The sequence below is a fragment of the Streptococcus sp. 151470009-6 genome, from assembly GCF_053628175.1.
The window spans coordinates 264,961-280,637 of sequence record NZ_JBSEZF010000001.1 but is presented as its reverse complement, the minus strand read 5'-3'; the positions used below and the strand labels follow the sequence as shown (position 1 = coordinate 280,637).

13 protein-coding genes and 1 other annotated feature are annotated in these 15,677 nt (G+C 41.2%); all 13 genes read right to left on the bottom strand.

The genetic code is table 11. From position 1 onward, the window contains the following. Positions 1-8 precede the first annotated feature (8 nt). The 13 genes from rpoD to ACUW6H_RS01405 all read right to left on the bottom strand — a co-directional run bounded on the left by rpoD (position 9) and on the right by ACUW6H_RS01405 (position 15,481). Positions 9-1,118 carry an RNA polymerase sigma factor RpoD gene (gene rpoD, locus ACUW6H_RS01465; RefSeq protein ID WP_454360290.1) on the bottom strand — a complete coding sequence of 370 codons (1,110 nt, stop codon included), beginning with the start codon at positions 1,116-1,118 and terminating at the stop codon, positions 9-11. Between the two features lie 2 nt (positions 1,119-1,120). Further along, entirely contained in the window at positions 1,121-2,881 is a 1,761-nt protein-coding gene (dnaG, locus tag ACUW6H_RS01460) for a DNA primase (protein WP_454360288.1), read from the bottom strand. Between the two features lie 196 nt (positions 2,882-3,077). After that, positions 3,078-3,836, bottom strand: coding sequence for an ABC transporter ATP-binding protein (locus ACUW6H_RS01455; RefSeq protein ID WP_045591564.1), 759 nt, complete (start codon positions 3,834-3,836; stop codon positions 3,078-3,080). Continuing rightward, positions 3,833-4,699, bottom strand: a complete 867-nt coding sequence (locus ACUW6H_RS01450) for an ABC transporter permease (protein ID WP_454360285.1) — start codon at positions 4,697-4,699, stop codon at positions 3,833-3,835. Before ACUW6H_RS01450 ends, ACUW6H_RS01455 begins: the two co-directional genes overlap by 4 nt. Before the next feature lie 65 nt (positions 4,700-4,764). After that, complete coding sequence (gene trpX, locus ACUW6H_RS01445; protein ID WP_096407487.1) at positions 4,765-5,760, bottom strand: tryptophan ABC transporter substrate-binding protein; 996 nt, start codon at positions 5,758-5,760, stop codon at positions 4,765-4,767. A 117-nt stretch (positions 5,761-5,877) separates the two neighbouring features. Further along, positions 5,878-6,094: a binding site (T-box leader), on the bottom strand. Positions 6,095-6,189: 95 nt separating this feature from the next. Further along, positions 6,190-8,886 (bottom strand): phosphoenolpyruvate carboxylase, encoded by a 2,697-nt coding sequence (gene ppc / locus ACUW6H_RS01440; protein ID WP_454360283.1) that lies wholly within the window; start codon positions 8,884-8,886, stop codon positions 6,190-6,192. Positions 8,887-8,909: 23 nt separating this feature from the next. After that, on the bottom strand, positions 8,910-10,133 hold the full coding sequence (gene ftsW, locus ACUW6H_RS01435; RefSeq protein ID WP_454360281.1) for a cell division peptidoglycan polymerase FtsW: 1,224 nt from the start codon (positions 10,131-10,133) through the stop codon (positions 8,910-8,912). A gap of 187 nt (positions 10,134-10,320) precedes the next feature. Beyond that, positions 10,321-11,262, bottom strand: a complete 942-nt coding sequence (gene prsA / locus ACUW6H_RS01430; protein ID WP_454360279.1) for a peptidylprolyl isomerase PrsA — start codon at positions 11,260-11,262, stop codon at positions 10,321-10,323. Between the two features lie 67 nt (positions 11,263-11,329). Then, entirely contained in the window at positions 11,330-12,043 is a 714-nt protein-coding gene (locus ACUW6H_RS01425; protein ID WP_454360277.1) for an O-methyltransferase, read from the bottom strand. Between the two features lies 1 nt (position 12,044). Further along, positions 12,045-13,847 carry an oligoendopeptidase F gene (pepF, locus tag ACUW6H_RS01420; protein WP_454360275.1) on the bottom strand — a complete coding sequence of 601 codons (1,803 nt, stop codon included), beginning with the start codon at positions 13,845-13,847 and terminating at the stop codon, positions 12,045-12,047. 18 nt (positions 13,848-13,865) lie between these two features. After that, complete coding sequence (locus ACUW6H_RS01415) at positions 13,866-14,822, bottom strand: competence protein CoiA (protein WP_454360273.1); 957 nt, start codon at positions 14,820-14,822, stop codon at positions 13,866-13,868. A 66-nt stretch (positions 14,823-14,888) separates the two neighbouring features. Next, entirely contained in the window at positions 14,889-15,266 is a 378-nt protein-coding gene (locus ACUW6H_RS01410; protein ID WP_454360271.1) for a type II toxin-antitoxin system HicB family antitoxin, read from the bottom strand. Between the two features lie 26 nt (positions 15,267-15,292). Further along, complete coding sequence (locus ACUW6H_RS01405; RefSeq protein WP_096407508.1) at positions 15,293-15,481, bottom strand: type II toxin-antitoxin system HicA family toxin; 189 nt, start codon at positions 15,479-15,481, stop codon at positions 15,293-15,295. Between the last annotated feature and the right edge of the window lie 196 nt (positions 15,482-15,677).

Below are 15,677 nucleotides of genomic sequence, written 5' to 3'. Positions count from 1 at the left end.
CCTCACTCTTAATCTTCAATAAAATCACGAAGCGGTTTGCTGCGACTTGGTTGACGTAGTTTTCTCAAAGCCTTGGCCTCGATCTGACGGATACGTTCACGAGTTACGTTAAAGACTTTACCAACATCTTCAAGGGTACGCATTTTCCCATCGTCCAAACCGAAACGAAGGCGCAGAACGTTTTCTTCACGGTCTGTGAGAGTATCCAAGACTTCATCCAACTGCTCACGCAAAACGATACGAGTTGTGTAGTCTACTGGATTTTCAATCACTTCGTCTTCGATAAAGTCCCCAAGATGGCTATCGTCCTCTTCACCAATCGGTGTTTCAAGTGACACTGGCTCTTGGGCGATTTTCAAGATTTCACGCACCTTGTCAGGTGTCATATCCATACGTTCAGCGATTTGTTCAGGAGTTGGATCTTGACCCAATTCTTGAAGGAGATTACGCTGTTCTCGGACAAGCTTATTAATGGTTTCAACCATGTGGACAGGGATACGAATAGTACGAGCCTGGTCAGCGATGGCACGGGTAATCGCCTGACGAATCCACCAAGTTGCATAAGTAGAAAACTTAAAACCTTTTGAATAGTCAAACTTGTCAACGGCCTTCATCAAGCCCATGTTTCCTTCTTGAATCAAGTCAAGAAACTGCATGCCACGCCCTACGTAGCGCTTAGCGATCGAAACCACCAAACGAAGGTTGGCTTCGGCAAGACGTTGTTTGGCTTCGATATCACCAGCCTCAACTGCTAAGGCCAATTCTTTTTCTTCTTCGTTGGTCAAGAGAGGAACAACCCCGATTTCCTTCAAATACATACGGACTGGGTCATTAACCTTGGCAGAGGTTGAGCCAATCAAGTCCTCATCACTGAGTTCTGGTTCTTCTTCTGCACTAAGAACACGCGCACTTGGATTTCCTTCGTTATCTGTGATAGAAATTCCAGCATCCTGAATCCGTTGCAAAAGGTCTTCAATGCCGTCTGCATCTAAAGTAAAAGGAATCACCAGACTTGAGTTGATTTCATCGTCTGTTGCTGTTCCTGTTTTTTTGTGGTTACGGATAAAGTCTGCTACTTGCACATCAAATGTGGTTACTTCTTTTTGTTTTTTTGCCATTATTACTCCATTCTTCTCTTTTGGGAAATCAATCTTTGCAATTCTTCCAAGGCTGTGTCTGTATCTCCTACATGACTAGCTTCCTGCACTTTCTTTTTAATCCTTAAATTATCCTTGCTGAGGAGAGCACGATTACGAGTCGCTTCGACTTCAGAAAGTTCTTGAGGCGACATCTCAGCTGGCAAATCTAGACCAAGAACATGGTACCAGGCATTTTCAACCTCAGGAGTCTGATGAGACAGTTCCTCTGATCCGATTTCTCCCTCTACACTTAATAATTCGTAAAGAATCTGAAATTCTGGGGTATCAAAGAAAAAATCTTCTCTTAATCGGTAGTCATTTAAAACAACTGGATTCTCAGCCATCCTATAAAGGAGATGAGCCTCCGCTCTCATAACTGCTGTCAGTTGCCGCGTCACAGGCAAACTAATCGCTACTGGCGTAGGATGCTCCTTGACCCTCTCCTGTCTTTGAACAATCCGACTTTCATTTACAATCTGTTCCACCTGCTGGTAATCAAAGGAAGGTAGGTTATCCGCCAGAATGTGGATGTAAGAATTCTGGGCAGTGATAGACTTTTCTTTGGCGATTAAGGGCGCAATCTTTTCAATGAACTCGATTTGCGCTTGCAAGTTGTCACTATTTTCTGGCTTGAGTTGGTGAATATAGAACTCTATAGGACTAATCCGAGTCTTGGTTAAAAGGTAAGCCAGGTCTTCAGCAGAATTCTTTTGCAAATACTCATCTGGGTCCATGGTATCAGGTACTCGAACAACTTCCACTGAGAAATCTTTTAATTCTTCCAGAGCTTTGGCTGTCGCTGCCTGTCCTGCCTTGTCACCATCATAGCTGAGAACTATCTTTTTGGTGAAGCGTTTAAGGTGATCAACATGCTCCTTGCTCAGCGCTGTCCCCATGGAAGCCACAGCATTTTCTATACCAGCACGGTAGGCCGCGATAACATCCATGAAACCTTCCATCAAGTAGAGTTCTGCTACCTTTCCAGTTGCTTTTTTAGCCTTGTCCAAATGATACAATTCGTAACTCTTGTTAAAAATTGCAGTCGAGCGACTATTTTTATACTTGGCAGTCTGATTATCCGTTTCTTGCCAGATACGACCTGAAAATGCAATAACCTGCCCCTTGTCATTGGTCAAAGGAAAGATGATCCGACCAAAAAAAGTATCATAAAATTGATTACTATCTGACAGATAAAACAAGCCCGAATCCAATAAATCCTTTTCCTCAAACTTGCCAGATAAACGTTGGTAGAGATAGTTTCTCTCGGCTGGAGCTAGTCCAATTTGGAAGTGCTTCAGGACATCGTCCGTCAATCCACGTTTGTAGAGATAAGCCCTTGCTTCTTCTCCCATCTTAGTCGTCATGAGGATTGCATGGTAAAAGCGTGCTGCTTCTTCATGCATATCATATAGAGCTTGATGAGGAGAAAGCTGTTGAGGACGAGACTGGATAGGCATAGCTAGTTGAATACCGACACGCTCACCTAAGAGCTGAACGGCTTCCATAAAGGATACACCTTGGTATTCTTCGATGAACTTAAAAACATCTCCTGAGCGCCCACAACCGAAACAATGGTAAAATTGCTTGTCTTCAACAACGTTGAAAGAGGGGGTCTTTTCACCATGAAAAGGACAGAGCCCTAAATAGTTCCGTCCAGCCTTTTGTAAAGAAATCACGTCACCTATGATTTCCACAATGTTGGCATTGTTTTTGATTTCTTCAATGACTTGTTTGTCAACCATACACAATACCTCCATCTTATCATAGTTTCACGTTATCTAGTATAGCTTATTTCTGAAAAAAAGTAAACCATTTCATACACTTTCCGTAATTCTCTTTGCCTTATTTTTCTTGATAGAATGGGAAGATAAAAAACTCAGAAACACTGACGTGTTTCTAAGTTTTTCTTCTCTATTTTTTGACGAGAAATTCTCTACTTTACTCAAATAATTGATAGTAGTCTGAAATCTTCATTTTTGCTTTTTCTTCTTTGTTCAAATCTTGGATGATACGACCTTCTTTCATGACAATCAGACGATTTCCATACTTCAGTGCATCTTCCATATGGTGGGTAATCATGAGGGCAGTCAGCTTATCTTTTGTGACAAATTCATCCGTTAATGCCATTAAAGCCACGCTGGTCTTGGGGTCAAGTGCTGCTGTGTGTTCATCCAACAAGAGCAACTCTGGTCGTTTCAAGGTTGCCATCAAGAGACTCAAGGCCTGACGTTGACCACCTGATAGAAATTCAATCGGAGTGTCGAGATGTTTTTCAAGGCCATTTCCCACTTTTTCAATGGTAGCCTGAAACTCTTCTCTATGACTTGATAGTCTTCTAGGCAGGAGCCCTCTCTTCTCACCACGAAACTTGGCAATCAAAAGGTTTTCTGCAACGGTCATACGAGGAGCCGTACCCATTTTAGGATCCTGAAAGACACGAGACAAGTACTTAGCTCGCTTTTCTGGTGAAAAATGCGTCACATCCTCGCCCATGATACGGATACTTCCACTTGTTAAAGGTAGGGTACCTGCAATAGTGTTAAAAAGCGTTGACTTTCCTGCTCCGTTTCCACCTAGTATTGTAATGAAATCATGTTCAAAAATCTCAAGAGAAACATCATTTAGAATGATTTTTTCCTCGTCAAAGCCATTCGTAATGACTTTGGTAGCATTTTTTAATTCTACAATTGCTGTCATTTGCTAAACTTGACTCCTTTCAGGTATTTGCTTTTGAAGGTTGGAATCATAAGACAAACTGCCAAAATCAAGGCGCTGTACAAACGCAGATAACTTGTATTAAATCCAAGAGCAATCACTCCCCATACGAGGAACTGATAAGAGATAGAACCTACAACAATGGTCATGAGTCGCTCCGCTAGGGTCAAACTCTTGAACAAAACCTCACCAATAATCAAGCTAGCAAGCCCTACGACAATCACTCCAATTCCTCGAGAAACATCTGCATATCCTTCTTGTTGAGCAATCAAGGCCCCTGCAAGCGCGATAATTCCATTTGAAAGAACCAAGCCCATGAGTTCCATACGACCTGTATTGATACCAAAGCTACGAGCCATATCAGGATTGTCACCTGTAGCGATGTAGGCCTGACCTAGTTTGGTATCTAGGAAAAAGAGCATGAGACCAATAACAAGGGCAACAAAGATAAAGCCAGTCAGGAGTTGATTGAGGTCTGAATCGAAAGGCAAGACATCCTGAATTTGCTTGGTTCCAAGAAGACCCAGATTGGCGCGTCCCATAATCATGAGCATGATGGAATGGCAAGAAGTCATGACCAAAATCCCTGATAAGAGAGTTGGTATTTTACCTTTGGTGTATAAGAGACCTGTTGCCATACCAGCTAGGCAGCCCGCTCCTACTGCAGCCAAGGTCGCTAAAAATGGATTGACGCCTTGTGTTATCAAGGTTACAGCTACTGCTCCCCCTAGTGGGAAAGAGCCCTCAGTCGTCATATCCGGGAAATTCAAAATTCGAAAAGTCATAAAGATTCCCAAACCTAAAATCGCCCAGACCATCCCCTGAGAAATAATGGATACTATCATAATCTTTCACTCATTTCTTTCTTTAGTAAAAATGGGAGGAGATGTCCCCAACTCCTCCTTTATCTTTATTCAATCACTTGTCCTGCTTCTTTTAGAACAGACTCAGGGATTGTGATACCAAGTTCTTGCGCTAGTTTTTTATTGATAACCGACTTACCAGTTGAGAAGACATTAACTGGCGTATCAGCTGGTTTTTCACCTTTCAAAACTTTAGCAATCATCTTACCAGTAGCCACTCCAAGATCGTGTTGGTCAACTACTACAGATGCTAATCCACCTGCTTCTACCATGGCAGTAGCACTTGGGTAGATCGGTTTTTTAGCTGTTTGGTTGCTTGATACAACTGTTGGGAAGGCTGATGCAATGGTGTTGTCAATTGGAACCCAGATTGCGTCGACCTTGCTGGTCATAACATTAACAGTTGAAGCAATTTCGTTAGTGGAAGGAACGGCAAAGGTTTCGACTTTCAAACCTGCTTTTTCAGCATAAGCCTTGAATTCCTCAACTTGTGATTTTGAGTTATCTTCGCTACTTGAGTAGAGAGCTCCGATTGTTTTGACATTTGGTGTCAAAGTTTTAATCAATTCCACTTGCTGTTCAGCTGGGTTATGATCTGACACCCCTGTGATGTTGCCACCTGGTTTTTTCAAATCTTTGACCAAGTTAGCACCGATTGGGTCTGTAATAGCAGCCATAATAACAGGTAGGTCTTTTGTAGCACTAGCAAGTCCTTGAGCAGCTGGTGTTGCAATCCCAACAACAACGTCATTTCCATTTGCTACCAATTGTTTACTCATGGTCGCAACCTTGCTCTGATCTCCTTCAGAGTTCATAAAGTCGATTTTTACCTGATCGTCCTTATAGCCTTCTTCAGCTAGTCCATCTTGAATCCCTTGGTAAATCAAGTCCAAGGATGGGTGACTAACAAACTGAAGAACACCAACCTTAGCGACCTTTTGCTCTTCCTTAGCTGCTGGCTTGTTCATTGATGAATAAATCAAGCTAGCCACTACCAATACTGCTAATCCAGCGATAATTCCAATCAAACGTTTATTTTTCATTTTTCTTTCTCCTTAATTCTTTTATCTTAACTTTTTAAATCACATCATCAAGCGATGCCATCGTTTAAATTCCATCATCATCCTCCTAATAGAAAAAGTCCTCACACAAAAAACTTGTGTGAGGACGTCGATGCGCGGTGCCACCTCAATTATAGGGACTATCCCTATCGCTCTTTCTCGCATTCACGAGTTGCACTGTAAGGTGTGCTCACCGAATTCTTATGATTTCAAATTCTTTATAACATTCAGCCCAATTTTCATCACTTTCATCTATCTGTTTCCACCAACCACAGACTCTCTAAAAAACTTCAATGATTACTTTCTGAACGTTTAAATTATATCATTTTTCAAATACTTGTCAAGACTATTTTTAGAATTTTTTAAACAATTCAAAAACTTCCCCTTGAAAAAGAGGAAGTTTAGAAAATATCAGCCTGAATTACGCAAACCTGTTGCAATACCGTTAATGGTTGTATGAATCAATCTTTCTTCATCTGCTGACAATTCACCACGACGTTGACGTTTAATCAACTCCAACTGGATGTAGTTAAGGATATTAAAGTAAGGCATACGATAGTTTAGACTGTCTTTTAGGTAAGAGTTTTCTGCCAAGAGTTCGTCATAACCTTCGATAGCTAAAATTACGTCCTTGGTCAATTGCCATTCATCTAAAATAGTGTAAAAGATAGCTTGCACTTCTTCATCTTCACAGAGTTTGGCATATTCAAAGGCAATGTTCATGTTAGACTTGGACAAGACCATATCCACATTGGAAAGCAAAGATTGGAAGAAAGGCCAGTTTTGGTACATATCACGAAGAAACTCGATATTCTTTGGATCTTGATCTATAAACTCTTTAAAGCTTGATCCCACACCATACCATCCAGGGAACATGACACGACTTTGTGACCATGAGAAGACCCAAGGAATGGCACGCAAACCGCCAATTTCAGTGATGGTCTTACGAGCGGCTGGGCGAGAACCGATATTAATGCTTGAAATAGCCTTAATCGGACTGGACTCAAAGAAATAGTCATAGAAATGTTCATTTCCAAAGACCAAATCACGGTAGATATCGTAGCTGCGATCCACTACTTGATCCATAATAGCTTCGTAACGGTTTGATGTGTTGGTATCACTCTTCTTCTTGGTAATCATACGGTTAATGGCTGCAGAAACCAACATCTCAAGGTTGTAATAAGCAGCGTCTTTGTTTCCGTATTTATTCCCAATCACTTCTCCTTGCTCAGTCAGACGGATACGGTCCTTGATAGACTTGAGTGGTTGAGATGTGATGGCTTCATAAGTTGGACCGCCACCTCGACCAACAGTACCTCCACGGCCATGGAAGAAAGTGACCTTAACGCCAAATTCATCACCGATAGCAGTAAGTTGTTGTTGGGCTTTATAGAGAGTCCAACACGATGACAGGTAACCACCGTCCTTGTTACTATCAGAGTAACCGAGCATGATTTCCTGATAGTTATCTTTTGAAGCAATCCATTTTTTAGCCAAAGGAAGAGAGAAATATCTTCTCATGGTTTCTTCCGAATGGTCTAAGTCCTCAATAGTTTCAAAGAGGGGAACAATCTGAACTCGTGCTTTTTGGGCATCCACCAAGCCTACTTCCTTGAGCATGATGGCTAGTTCTAGCATATCGGATACACTAGTTGCATGTGAGATAATGGTTTGACGAATGACATTTTCACCCAGTTTATCCTTCAACTTGCGGGCAGCTTTAAAGATAGACAGTTCCTTCTCAAGAAGTTCTGACTTTTCAGCATGAGTGGCTGAGAGGATACGAGGGTCTTCTTCCAACTCTTTTAAGAGAAGGGCGCATTTTTCGTCTTCAGAAAGGTCGCTATAATGGTCGTTGATACCTGCTGATGCTAATAATTCAGCCACACAGGCTTCGTGAACACTAGAATCCTGGCGCATATCGATAGAAGCAAGGTAGAAGCCAAAGATTTCAACAGCTTGCATCAATTCGACAAATTCTCCAGAAATCAGGTATTCCCCTTTGTTTTCAAGGAGAGAATCGCGAATCGCCAACAAGTCTTGATAGAATTCATCTGCGGTAGCATATCTTGGATGAACATCCTTATCTTCGATAAGATAGGTCTTGGTTGCCTGCATCTTAGCTTGGATGTCAAAGAGGGCACGACGATAGAGTTCTTTTTCGCGATAAATCGAGTTATCCTGTGACTTAAGAGCCATCTCACGAACCTTGTCGCTGACATTCACAATACTGGTTGAGAGTGAGAATTCACGATAGAGGTTATAAATCTTCTCATCGTAGTAATTCATGATGACTTCACACTGGGTCAAGGCAGATTTATTGAGGGTTTCAGCAGTTACGAAAGGATTGCCATCACGGTCTCCTCCAATCCACATTCCCATGGTAATCGGTTTTGGATGTTGGAGTTCGATACCTTGTTCCTTAGCTAGTTTCTTATACTCAGCCGTCAAACGTGGAACAGCATTCAAGAAAGAACTTTGATAGTACTCCATCACGTTGGTGATTTCGTTGGTTACTTTCAATTTCTTCTCACGAATCATGTCCGTTTGCATGATAATCTCAATATAACGACGGAGATCCGTGTGCCATTTTTCTTTGTTAATCAAACCTAGTTTGACATCACGGTACTTACGTAAAAGATTATGGATATGGTTGGTCAAATCCAGCATACTCTTACGTTGGACCTGAGTCGGATGGGCAGTCAAAACAGGAACGACATTTAACTTTTCTAAAATTTCAGCTGCATTTTCTTTTTCAGCTACCATCTTAATCGTTGTAGATAGTTTCCCTAGATAGTCTTGGTCCACATTGTTTTGGTGATTGATTTCATAGGCCAAATCCACATCCTCAGAGATATTAATCAAAAGTGGAAGGATAGAGAAATAGCGTGAAATGTAAATCATTTCTTCATTCGAAAGACTAGTCACTAGGTCATTGAGCCCTTGATAATTCTCGCTAGTTGATAATTCCATCAACTGGATAATCTTTTCAAAGGTTTCTGGCGCCAGCATATTTTTTGTGATATCTTCTAATAGTTCAGTCAGAATCAAGACTTCTTCTTGGACGACTGCTTTATTACTATAGTTTTCTAATTTTTGAAGAGACATATACTTTCCTTTCCATACAATCCTTACAGACTTTCATCGGTTTGATTCTCGTATTCTCTGATAAGTTTGGCACGTTTTTCACTTGCATCAATGTTCAGTACAAGCGCGATGGCTACGGATAATACCAGTAGACTGTTCCCACCTTGTGAAAGGAAGGGGAAGGTTACCCCTGTAGAAGGAATCAACCCAGAAATCCCACCGATATTGACAAAGACCTGAACAAGGATCATCCCTCCGACACCAATAGCAACCATGGAGTTAAAGGGATTCTTTGCTCGAATACCAACCAAGATGATTCGCAAAATCAAGAAGAAGAGTAAAGCCAAAATCATACTGGCTCCTACGAATCCAAACTCTTCGATGACAATCGAAAAGACAAAATCCGTATGGGCTTCTGGCAGATAACCACGCTTCTCGATAGAATTCCCCAGTCCCAGTCCGAACCAGCCTCCATTTACCATGGCATAGTAGGAATTTGCGAGCTGGTGTCCTGCACCTGCTAGGTCGTTAAAGGGATTAAAGAAGGCACTAAAACGTTTAGCAACGTAACCAAATACAGGAATTTGAGAGAACTTTTCAACCCCAACAAAGCGAATGACAGACAAGACTAACATTGAACTTCCTGCCAAGAGAGCTAGAATGGTCGAGAACCAACGATAGGCAATCCCACTAACCGTATACATGATGAGCGCCACTAAGACCAAGATGGTCGCATTTCCCAAGTCTGGGAAAATTCCCAAACTACCAATCAGAACTAGCAGAACAAAACGCCAGTCGTTAAAAGCTCGAGGCAGCCACTGATTCTGTGTCAAAACCTGGAAGTCATAAACCGCAATCTCATCTTGTTGTTTTGAAAATCGATGTGCTAGGTACCAGATGATGATAATCTTAAGGTATTCAGCTGGCTGAATCGTTACAGGTCCTACAGAAATCCATCCGTAAGCTCCATTGACAGGTGTACCAACCAAACGCGCCAGAGCTAAAAGAACCATCTCCACAATCATTACGATAAAAATGAGACGTCCATTTCTCAGGAAACCTAATTTTAATTTGTAGATTAAGGCAATCAGAATCAAACTAGCTATCCAGAAGATTCCCTGGTTACGAACCAATTGAAAGGCACTTTTCCCTTCTTCAATCAGGGTTGGACTCGTTGTCGAATAAACCACAATCAGACCCAAAATCGACAAAAGGAAGTAAGGAATCAAAATGGAATAGTTTAGTAGGTGCCTTTTACTAATTTTCATATTTCACCACTCTAATAGGAACAGACACTTCTGTTCCCAATTCCGTTTTATTTTCTAGTTTTGATTGCTATTATACCACTTTTTCAGAAAGAAAAAAACTCTTATCCTTTAATCCTTCGAATTTTACTCATTTTCTAGTATCAGGTATAAAAAAACAAATCTCAAAAGAGATTTGTTTTTTACTTTCTTAGTTAGATGAAGAGCTGCTGCTTGAGCTTGAGTCACCACCACCGATGTATTGGGTGAAGATGTTTTGGAAGGCTTGATCTTTAACCTTGATGTTTGCTGCTTGCAATTCTTTACCAATTACTCCTTGAACAAAGGCTGAATCATTTTGTTTCTGAGTCAAGATGATGGTCTTCAATTTTTCTTTGTAATCCTCTATATTAGAAGATTTTTCTGTTTTCTTCGTTACTTTGATGATGTAGAACTGACTGCTGTAGGCTTGTGTTCCAGTAGCTGTAATCACATCAGAAATTCCGTTCACATCCAAGGCAAAGGCTGCTTTCTTGACTTGTTCTGGAAGTTCTGTAGAAGCAGAGTCAAAAGTGATTTCTCCACCATTTTCTTTTGTTTTATCGTCGTTAGAGTATTCTTTAGCAAGCTGGGCAAAATCCGCTCCTTCTGCTTTAGCTTTCTCAAGCACTTCTTTTGCCTTATCTTCATTGTCCATACGGATGATTTGAGCTGTTACATCTGGTGTATAAGACTCAAAAGCTTTTTGGTAGGCTTCGTCTGTCAATTCGCTCTCAGCGGCCTTCTTAACAGCCAATTCAACCAATTTGCTAGTACGGATTTGAGCTTTACGAGTCTCAGGTGTCATACCTGCACGTTGAAGCACGCTGTTGTAGCTATCGCCGTATTTCTTTTGTTCTTCAGCAACGGCGTCATCCACATCTTTATCCGTTACCTCTGATCCATATTGTTGTTCAAATACTTTTTGGATGGTCATATTTAGCAAGACTTGTTGAGCAGTTGGATTGTTCTTTACTTCGTCAAAGAATTGATGTTCCGTTATCACATCGCCCTTCATACTGATCAAATCTTTTCCTTCAGAACTGTTTGAACAAGCTGCGAGTGTTGCTACTGATAAAAGTGTGATGGCTCCTGCCATAAGTTTTTTCTTCATGTTTACTCCTTTTACGGTAAGTGTTACCTTATTTATTTTACTATAATTTCTTAAATTTTTCTGAAAATCATTCGCTTTCAGGAAGCTCTACTTCTGCTAGATTCTTTCGTAGCATGAGAATGCCGTCTCCAAGTGGGACTAAAGTTGCTGTTAAACCTGGATTGTCCAAAGTTGCTTCGAAAAGTCTTTGTAAACCACGGTAAATGGTTCGTTGACCACGGCGGACTTCCATGATGTCCTTGGCAACATCTCCTCCTTGGAAAATATCATCCAAGACTACTACTCCACCAACTTCCAAATGCTTGAGGATTTCTGGTAGAAAGACGATGTACTTGGACTTAGCCGAATCCATAAAGACAAAATCATAAGTTTCAGTCAAGGTTGACAAGACATCGACTGCATCTCCCTCTACAAGAGTGATTTGCTTGCGACTATCAAACTGGGCAAAGTTTTCCTTGGCGAAGCCTATCATTTCAGGATTACGGTCGATGGTTATAATCTTAGCATCTGGCGCATGCTCCGCCATCAGGAGGGCAGAAAAGCCAATTGCCGTTCCAATCTCCAAAATATTCTTAGGTTGCATGGTTTCCATGAGAAAACGGAAATAAGCAACCGTTTCATGAGGAATGATCGGAATATTTTCCTTTCGAGCGAAGGTCTCCAATTCTTTCAAGGAACCTGTCAGCTGCTTTTGACGCTGGCGCATGAGTTCTACGATTTCTTCCTTGACGACGGGACGTCGCATATTGTGATTGGCATTTTTACTATAAGACTCTACCATCTTAAGCTAGTCCCAATTTTTCAACAAGGGCTTCAAACTCGTTCAAGCGACGTTCAAAGACTGCAAAGGCATCGTTGAGATAGTCTTCCTTCTCCATGTCCACTCCCGCTTTTCTCATGACATTGAGTGGATAGTCTGACTTCCCTGCCTTGAGGTAGTCGATATAGCGATTACGATCTTCTTGACTACCATGGACAATCTTCTCAGCCAAGGCTGAAGCAGCTGCAAAACCTGTTGAATACTGGTATACATAGTAGTTATAGTAGAAGTGTGGAATGCGTGCCCACTCGTATTGGATTTGAGGATTATCTTCCTTGCTGAGTCCATAGTACTCTTGATTCAAGTCAGCGTAGAGTTTATTGAGGAAATCACTTGTCAAGACTTCTCCATTTTGATCTGCTTGGTGGATGGCATGTTCAAACTCAGCGAATTGAGTTTGACGGAAGACCGTTCCACGGAAACCGTCCAAGAAGTTATTGAGGATAGCAAAGCGAGTTGCATCGTCTTCTACTTCTTCCAATAATTTCTCCGTCAAGATATTTTCATTGGTCGTTGAGGCAATCTCAGCCAAGAAGATAGAATAATCTCCGTAAACATAAGGTTGAGTTTCACGAGTATAGCTGGAGTGCATACTGTGACCTGTCTCATGGACAAGGGTAAAGAGATTATCTAAATTGTCCTGCCAGTTGAGAAGCATAAAGGCATTGGTATCATAAGAACCACCAGAGTAGGCACCAGAACGCTTGCCTTGGTTTTCATAGACATCAATCCAACGCTCGCTGAAGGCACGTTTGACACGGCTCAAGTAGTCGTCACCCAAGACTGCCAAGGCCTCTTCTGCCTTTTTCAAGGCTTCTTCGTAGGTAAAGCTGTATTCTACTGAAGATAGCGGTGTGTAGACATCGTACATCTTGAGATCAGAAATCCCCAAGATTTTAGAACGAAGCTCGAGGTAACGATGCAAAAGTGGCAAATGCTTGCGAACTGCTGCTACCAAATTGTCATAGACACTTTCTGGAACAAAGTTTGCTGCGAGGGCTGCATGGCGAGCGCTCTTATAGTTTCGAACTTTGGCACGGTAGTTTTGCACCTTAACATTTGTCTGCAAAGTCTTAGCATAAGTGTGTTGGAATTGCTCGTAAGTCGCATAGAGGGCTTCATAGGCACCACGACGCACTTCGCGGTTTTTAGACTCCATCAAACGGATGTAAGTACCGTGTGAGAGTTGCACTTCATTGCCTTCATCATCAAGGACATATGGGAAGCTAATATCCGCATTGTCCAAAATAGCAAAGGTTTCACTAGCTGCGCCAAAGATCTCTCCTGCTCCAGCCAACAATTCTTCTTCACGTTGCGAAAGAACATGGTCTTTCTTTTGCAAGAGCTTGTCAAAAAAGTGCTTGTAAACTTGGAGTTTTGGTTGAGCTTCTAGGAAGGCCGCATACTGCTCCTCACTAATCTCCATAAACTCAGGTTCATAGAATGAAAAGGCTTGTTCTAACTGACTGTATAGGGTCATTGCCTTAGCATAGTACTCTTGATACTTGGCTTCACGTGTGTCCTGGTCATTTTTCATATGTGCATAGACATAAAGCTTTTCAACTTGGCGTTCCAAGTCAAGTGAGAATTCTGTAATCTCAAGCAAACTGTCTGCGCTATCCAAGAGATGCCCCTCATATCGAGATGCTGTTTGTACTTTTTCAGTTAAATCTTTCAAGGCTTCTTCCCAAGCCTGGTCTGTTGGGTAGATTGTTGAAAGATCCCATGTATCTTTTTCATTTATTTCATGTCGTTGTAATACCATAAGATTCCTCCATCCTTTCTATTTTACCACATTTTTTGAGAAATATAAGTGATAAAAGGCTGGTGGATAGAGCTTTTGGCAATTATTTTTCGGTTTTTTTTGATAGTAAGCCTGAAAATTTCTATAATAGCTAGTCAAATCCGTTTCAATCTGCATAAAATCACCTGATTCTATCGGTCTGACCTGAGGATACCAGTCGTCCAGTTGACGGTTTAATAGATTATCTCCTCGTTGATAAGCCTCCTCCTGCTTCTTCATCCAGTAAGGCGTTTGGTAGTACAACTGCTGGCGAATGTAGTGACAGATAGTGGAGTCTTGCACAACTGCAAAACGAGGCAGTTTTTGTTTTTGATAAGGAAATCGTAGAATTTCCAAGAGATTTCCTTGGCCATAGGGAAATTCCTTGATCTGAAAATGAAGTTTGCCACGTAGGTCCTGATGCAAAAGGTATTTGAGTCTCAAAACTTGCTTTTTGAAATCTAGTTCCCAAGCATAGAATCCCATATTTTGACTAAAATAGAGAAATCCCCTTTGAAGTTGTGTTAATCTCTCCTTTAACCAGAGTTTTTCTCCCAGTAGCCAGATAACCTGATAGCCCTGGCTACGGTAGCCTTGACTTCTATGACCTAAAAGCTTTTGAGACAAGGGGCTGCACTGGACCTCCAGAGCTAGTTTCCCATTGACGAGAACATCTGCTATCTGCTGAATCTCGGGCAGACTATATTCTAAGGCGACCTGATTGTTCTTCTTGGACCAGTGATAAAGGGCCTCTTTGTTGCCTAAGTGTTCTGGACTTTCATTCTCAAAAATAGCCATACAATCCCTTAACCTTTCATGGGCAAAGTGCGTTCGAATACTCTGTCCCTGACGTAATCGTAGTCCGCCCCCACAGGCTGGACAAGTGTAGGGCTGCTTTGTTACGTCTTTTTCGAGGGCATTCACCAATTTTCCCTTGACATCTCTGGCTACAAACATGGTCTACCTCCTTTTCTTTTCTATTCGAAAAAGAAGCAAAAAAGACTGGAATTCCAGCCTTTTCGGTTAAAGCTGCAAGCGACTTTCTAAAGCCTGCGTCAATACTTCAGAATAGTTCACTTTTTCACGATCTGCCAATCTGACCAACCACTTTGAAACCGTGACATTCTTTCGAATCGCCTTATTATTTTTCACAAAAGGCAATGGATTTACTTGAATCAAAGTTACAAATCCATCAGGGACTTTCAACTTAGCAATGTCACTAGGAGCAGGCAAAGCCAGTCCTTCGTCAATATAAGAAGCTAACACACTTTCAAGCATTTCATGAGCATTTTTCATGGCAAGTTCAATAGTTGCCCCCTCTGTCCCGCCTCCAAATTCAGGGAATTCATCCCAATATCCTTTGCCTTCCCTATGAAAAATAGTAGGATAAGATTTTAGCATAACACACCTCCACTGTTCCAAATCTACTACAAGCCCAAATCTTTTAATATTTTTCTCTCTAAACCTTTTCCTAGATCCTCATTACCATGAACTGAAATAGTGACAAGATAGGGGATCCCTTCTTTCTTAAAATGATGATGACTTTCTCTCTTACGTACTTCAATCCATCCATTTGCAAGAGCTAATTTTACCATTTCCTTACCTATAATGGGCATTTATAGTCACCTTTCTAATTTAAATTATACTTATAATGCTTATATATGTAAATCCTTCTACCTTATCTATTCGGAAAAGTATGAATTTTCTTCAACTCACTACAGTTGACAAAGAGCTATTTTTTATATTAAAACAAGTGTCAAAATAAGACAGTAACCTTGAATAGTTACTGTCTTATCTCATTATTTTTTAAAG

Bases quoted from the DNA above. Each gene is read 5' to 3' on its own strand.
- ACUW6H_RS01450 (WP_454360285.1), bottom strand. From the start codon at position 4,699: ATGATAGTATCCATTATTTCTCAGGGGATGGTCTGGGCGATTTTAGGT.
- ppc (WP_454360283.1), bottom strand. From the start codon at position 8,886: ATGTCTCTTCAAAAATTAGAAAACTATAGTAATAAAGCAGTCGTCCAA.
- prsA (WP_454360279.1), bottom strand. From the start codon at position 11,262: ATGAAGAAAAAACTTATGGCAGGAGCCATCACACTTTTATCAGTAGCA.
- dnaG (WP_454360288.1), bottom strand. From the start codon at position 2,881: ATGGTTGACAAACAAGTCATTGAAGAAATCAAAAACAATGCCAACATT.
- ACUW6H_RS01425 (WP_454360277.1), bottom strand. From the start codon at position 12,043: ATGGTAGAGTCTTATAGTAAAAATGCCAATCACAATATGCGACGTCCC.
- ACUW6H_RS01405 (WP_096407508.1), bottom strand. From the start codon at position 15,481: ATGCCCATTATAGGTAAGGAAATGGTAAAATTAGCTCTTGCAAATGGA.
- ACUW6H_RS01415 (WP_454360273.1), bottom strand. From the start codon at position 14,822: ATGTTTGTAGCCAGAGATGTCAAGGGAAAATTGGTGAATGCCCTCGAA.
- ACUW6H_RS01455 (WP_045591564.1), bottom strand. From the start codon at position 3,836: ATGACAGCAATTGTAGAATTAAAAAATGCTACCAAAGTCATTACGAAT.
- ftsW (WP_454360281.1), bottom strand. From the start codon at position 10,133: ATGAAAATTAGTAAAAGGCACCTACTAAACTATTCCATTTTGATTCCT.
- pepF (WP_454360275.1), bottom strand. From the start codon at position 13,847: ATGGTATTACAACGACATGAAATAAATGAAAAAGATACATGGGATCTT.
- trpX (WP_096407487.1), bottom strand. From the start codon at position 5,760: ATGAAAAATAAACGTTTGATTGGAATTATCGCTGGATTAGCAGTATTG.
- rpoD (WP_454360290.1), bottom strand. From the start codon at position 1,118: ATGGCAAAAAAACAAAAAGAAGTAACCACATTTGATGTGCAAGTAGCA.
- ACUW6H_RS01410 (WP_454360271.1), bottom strand. From the start codon at position 15,266: ATGCTAAAATCTTATCCTACTATTTTTCATAGGGAAGGCAAAGGATAT.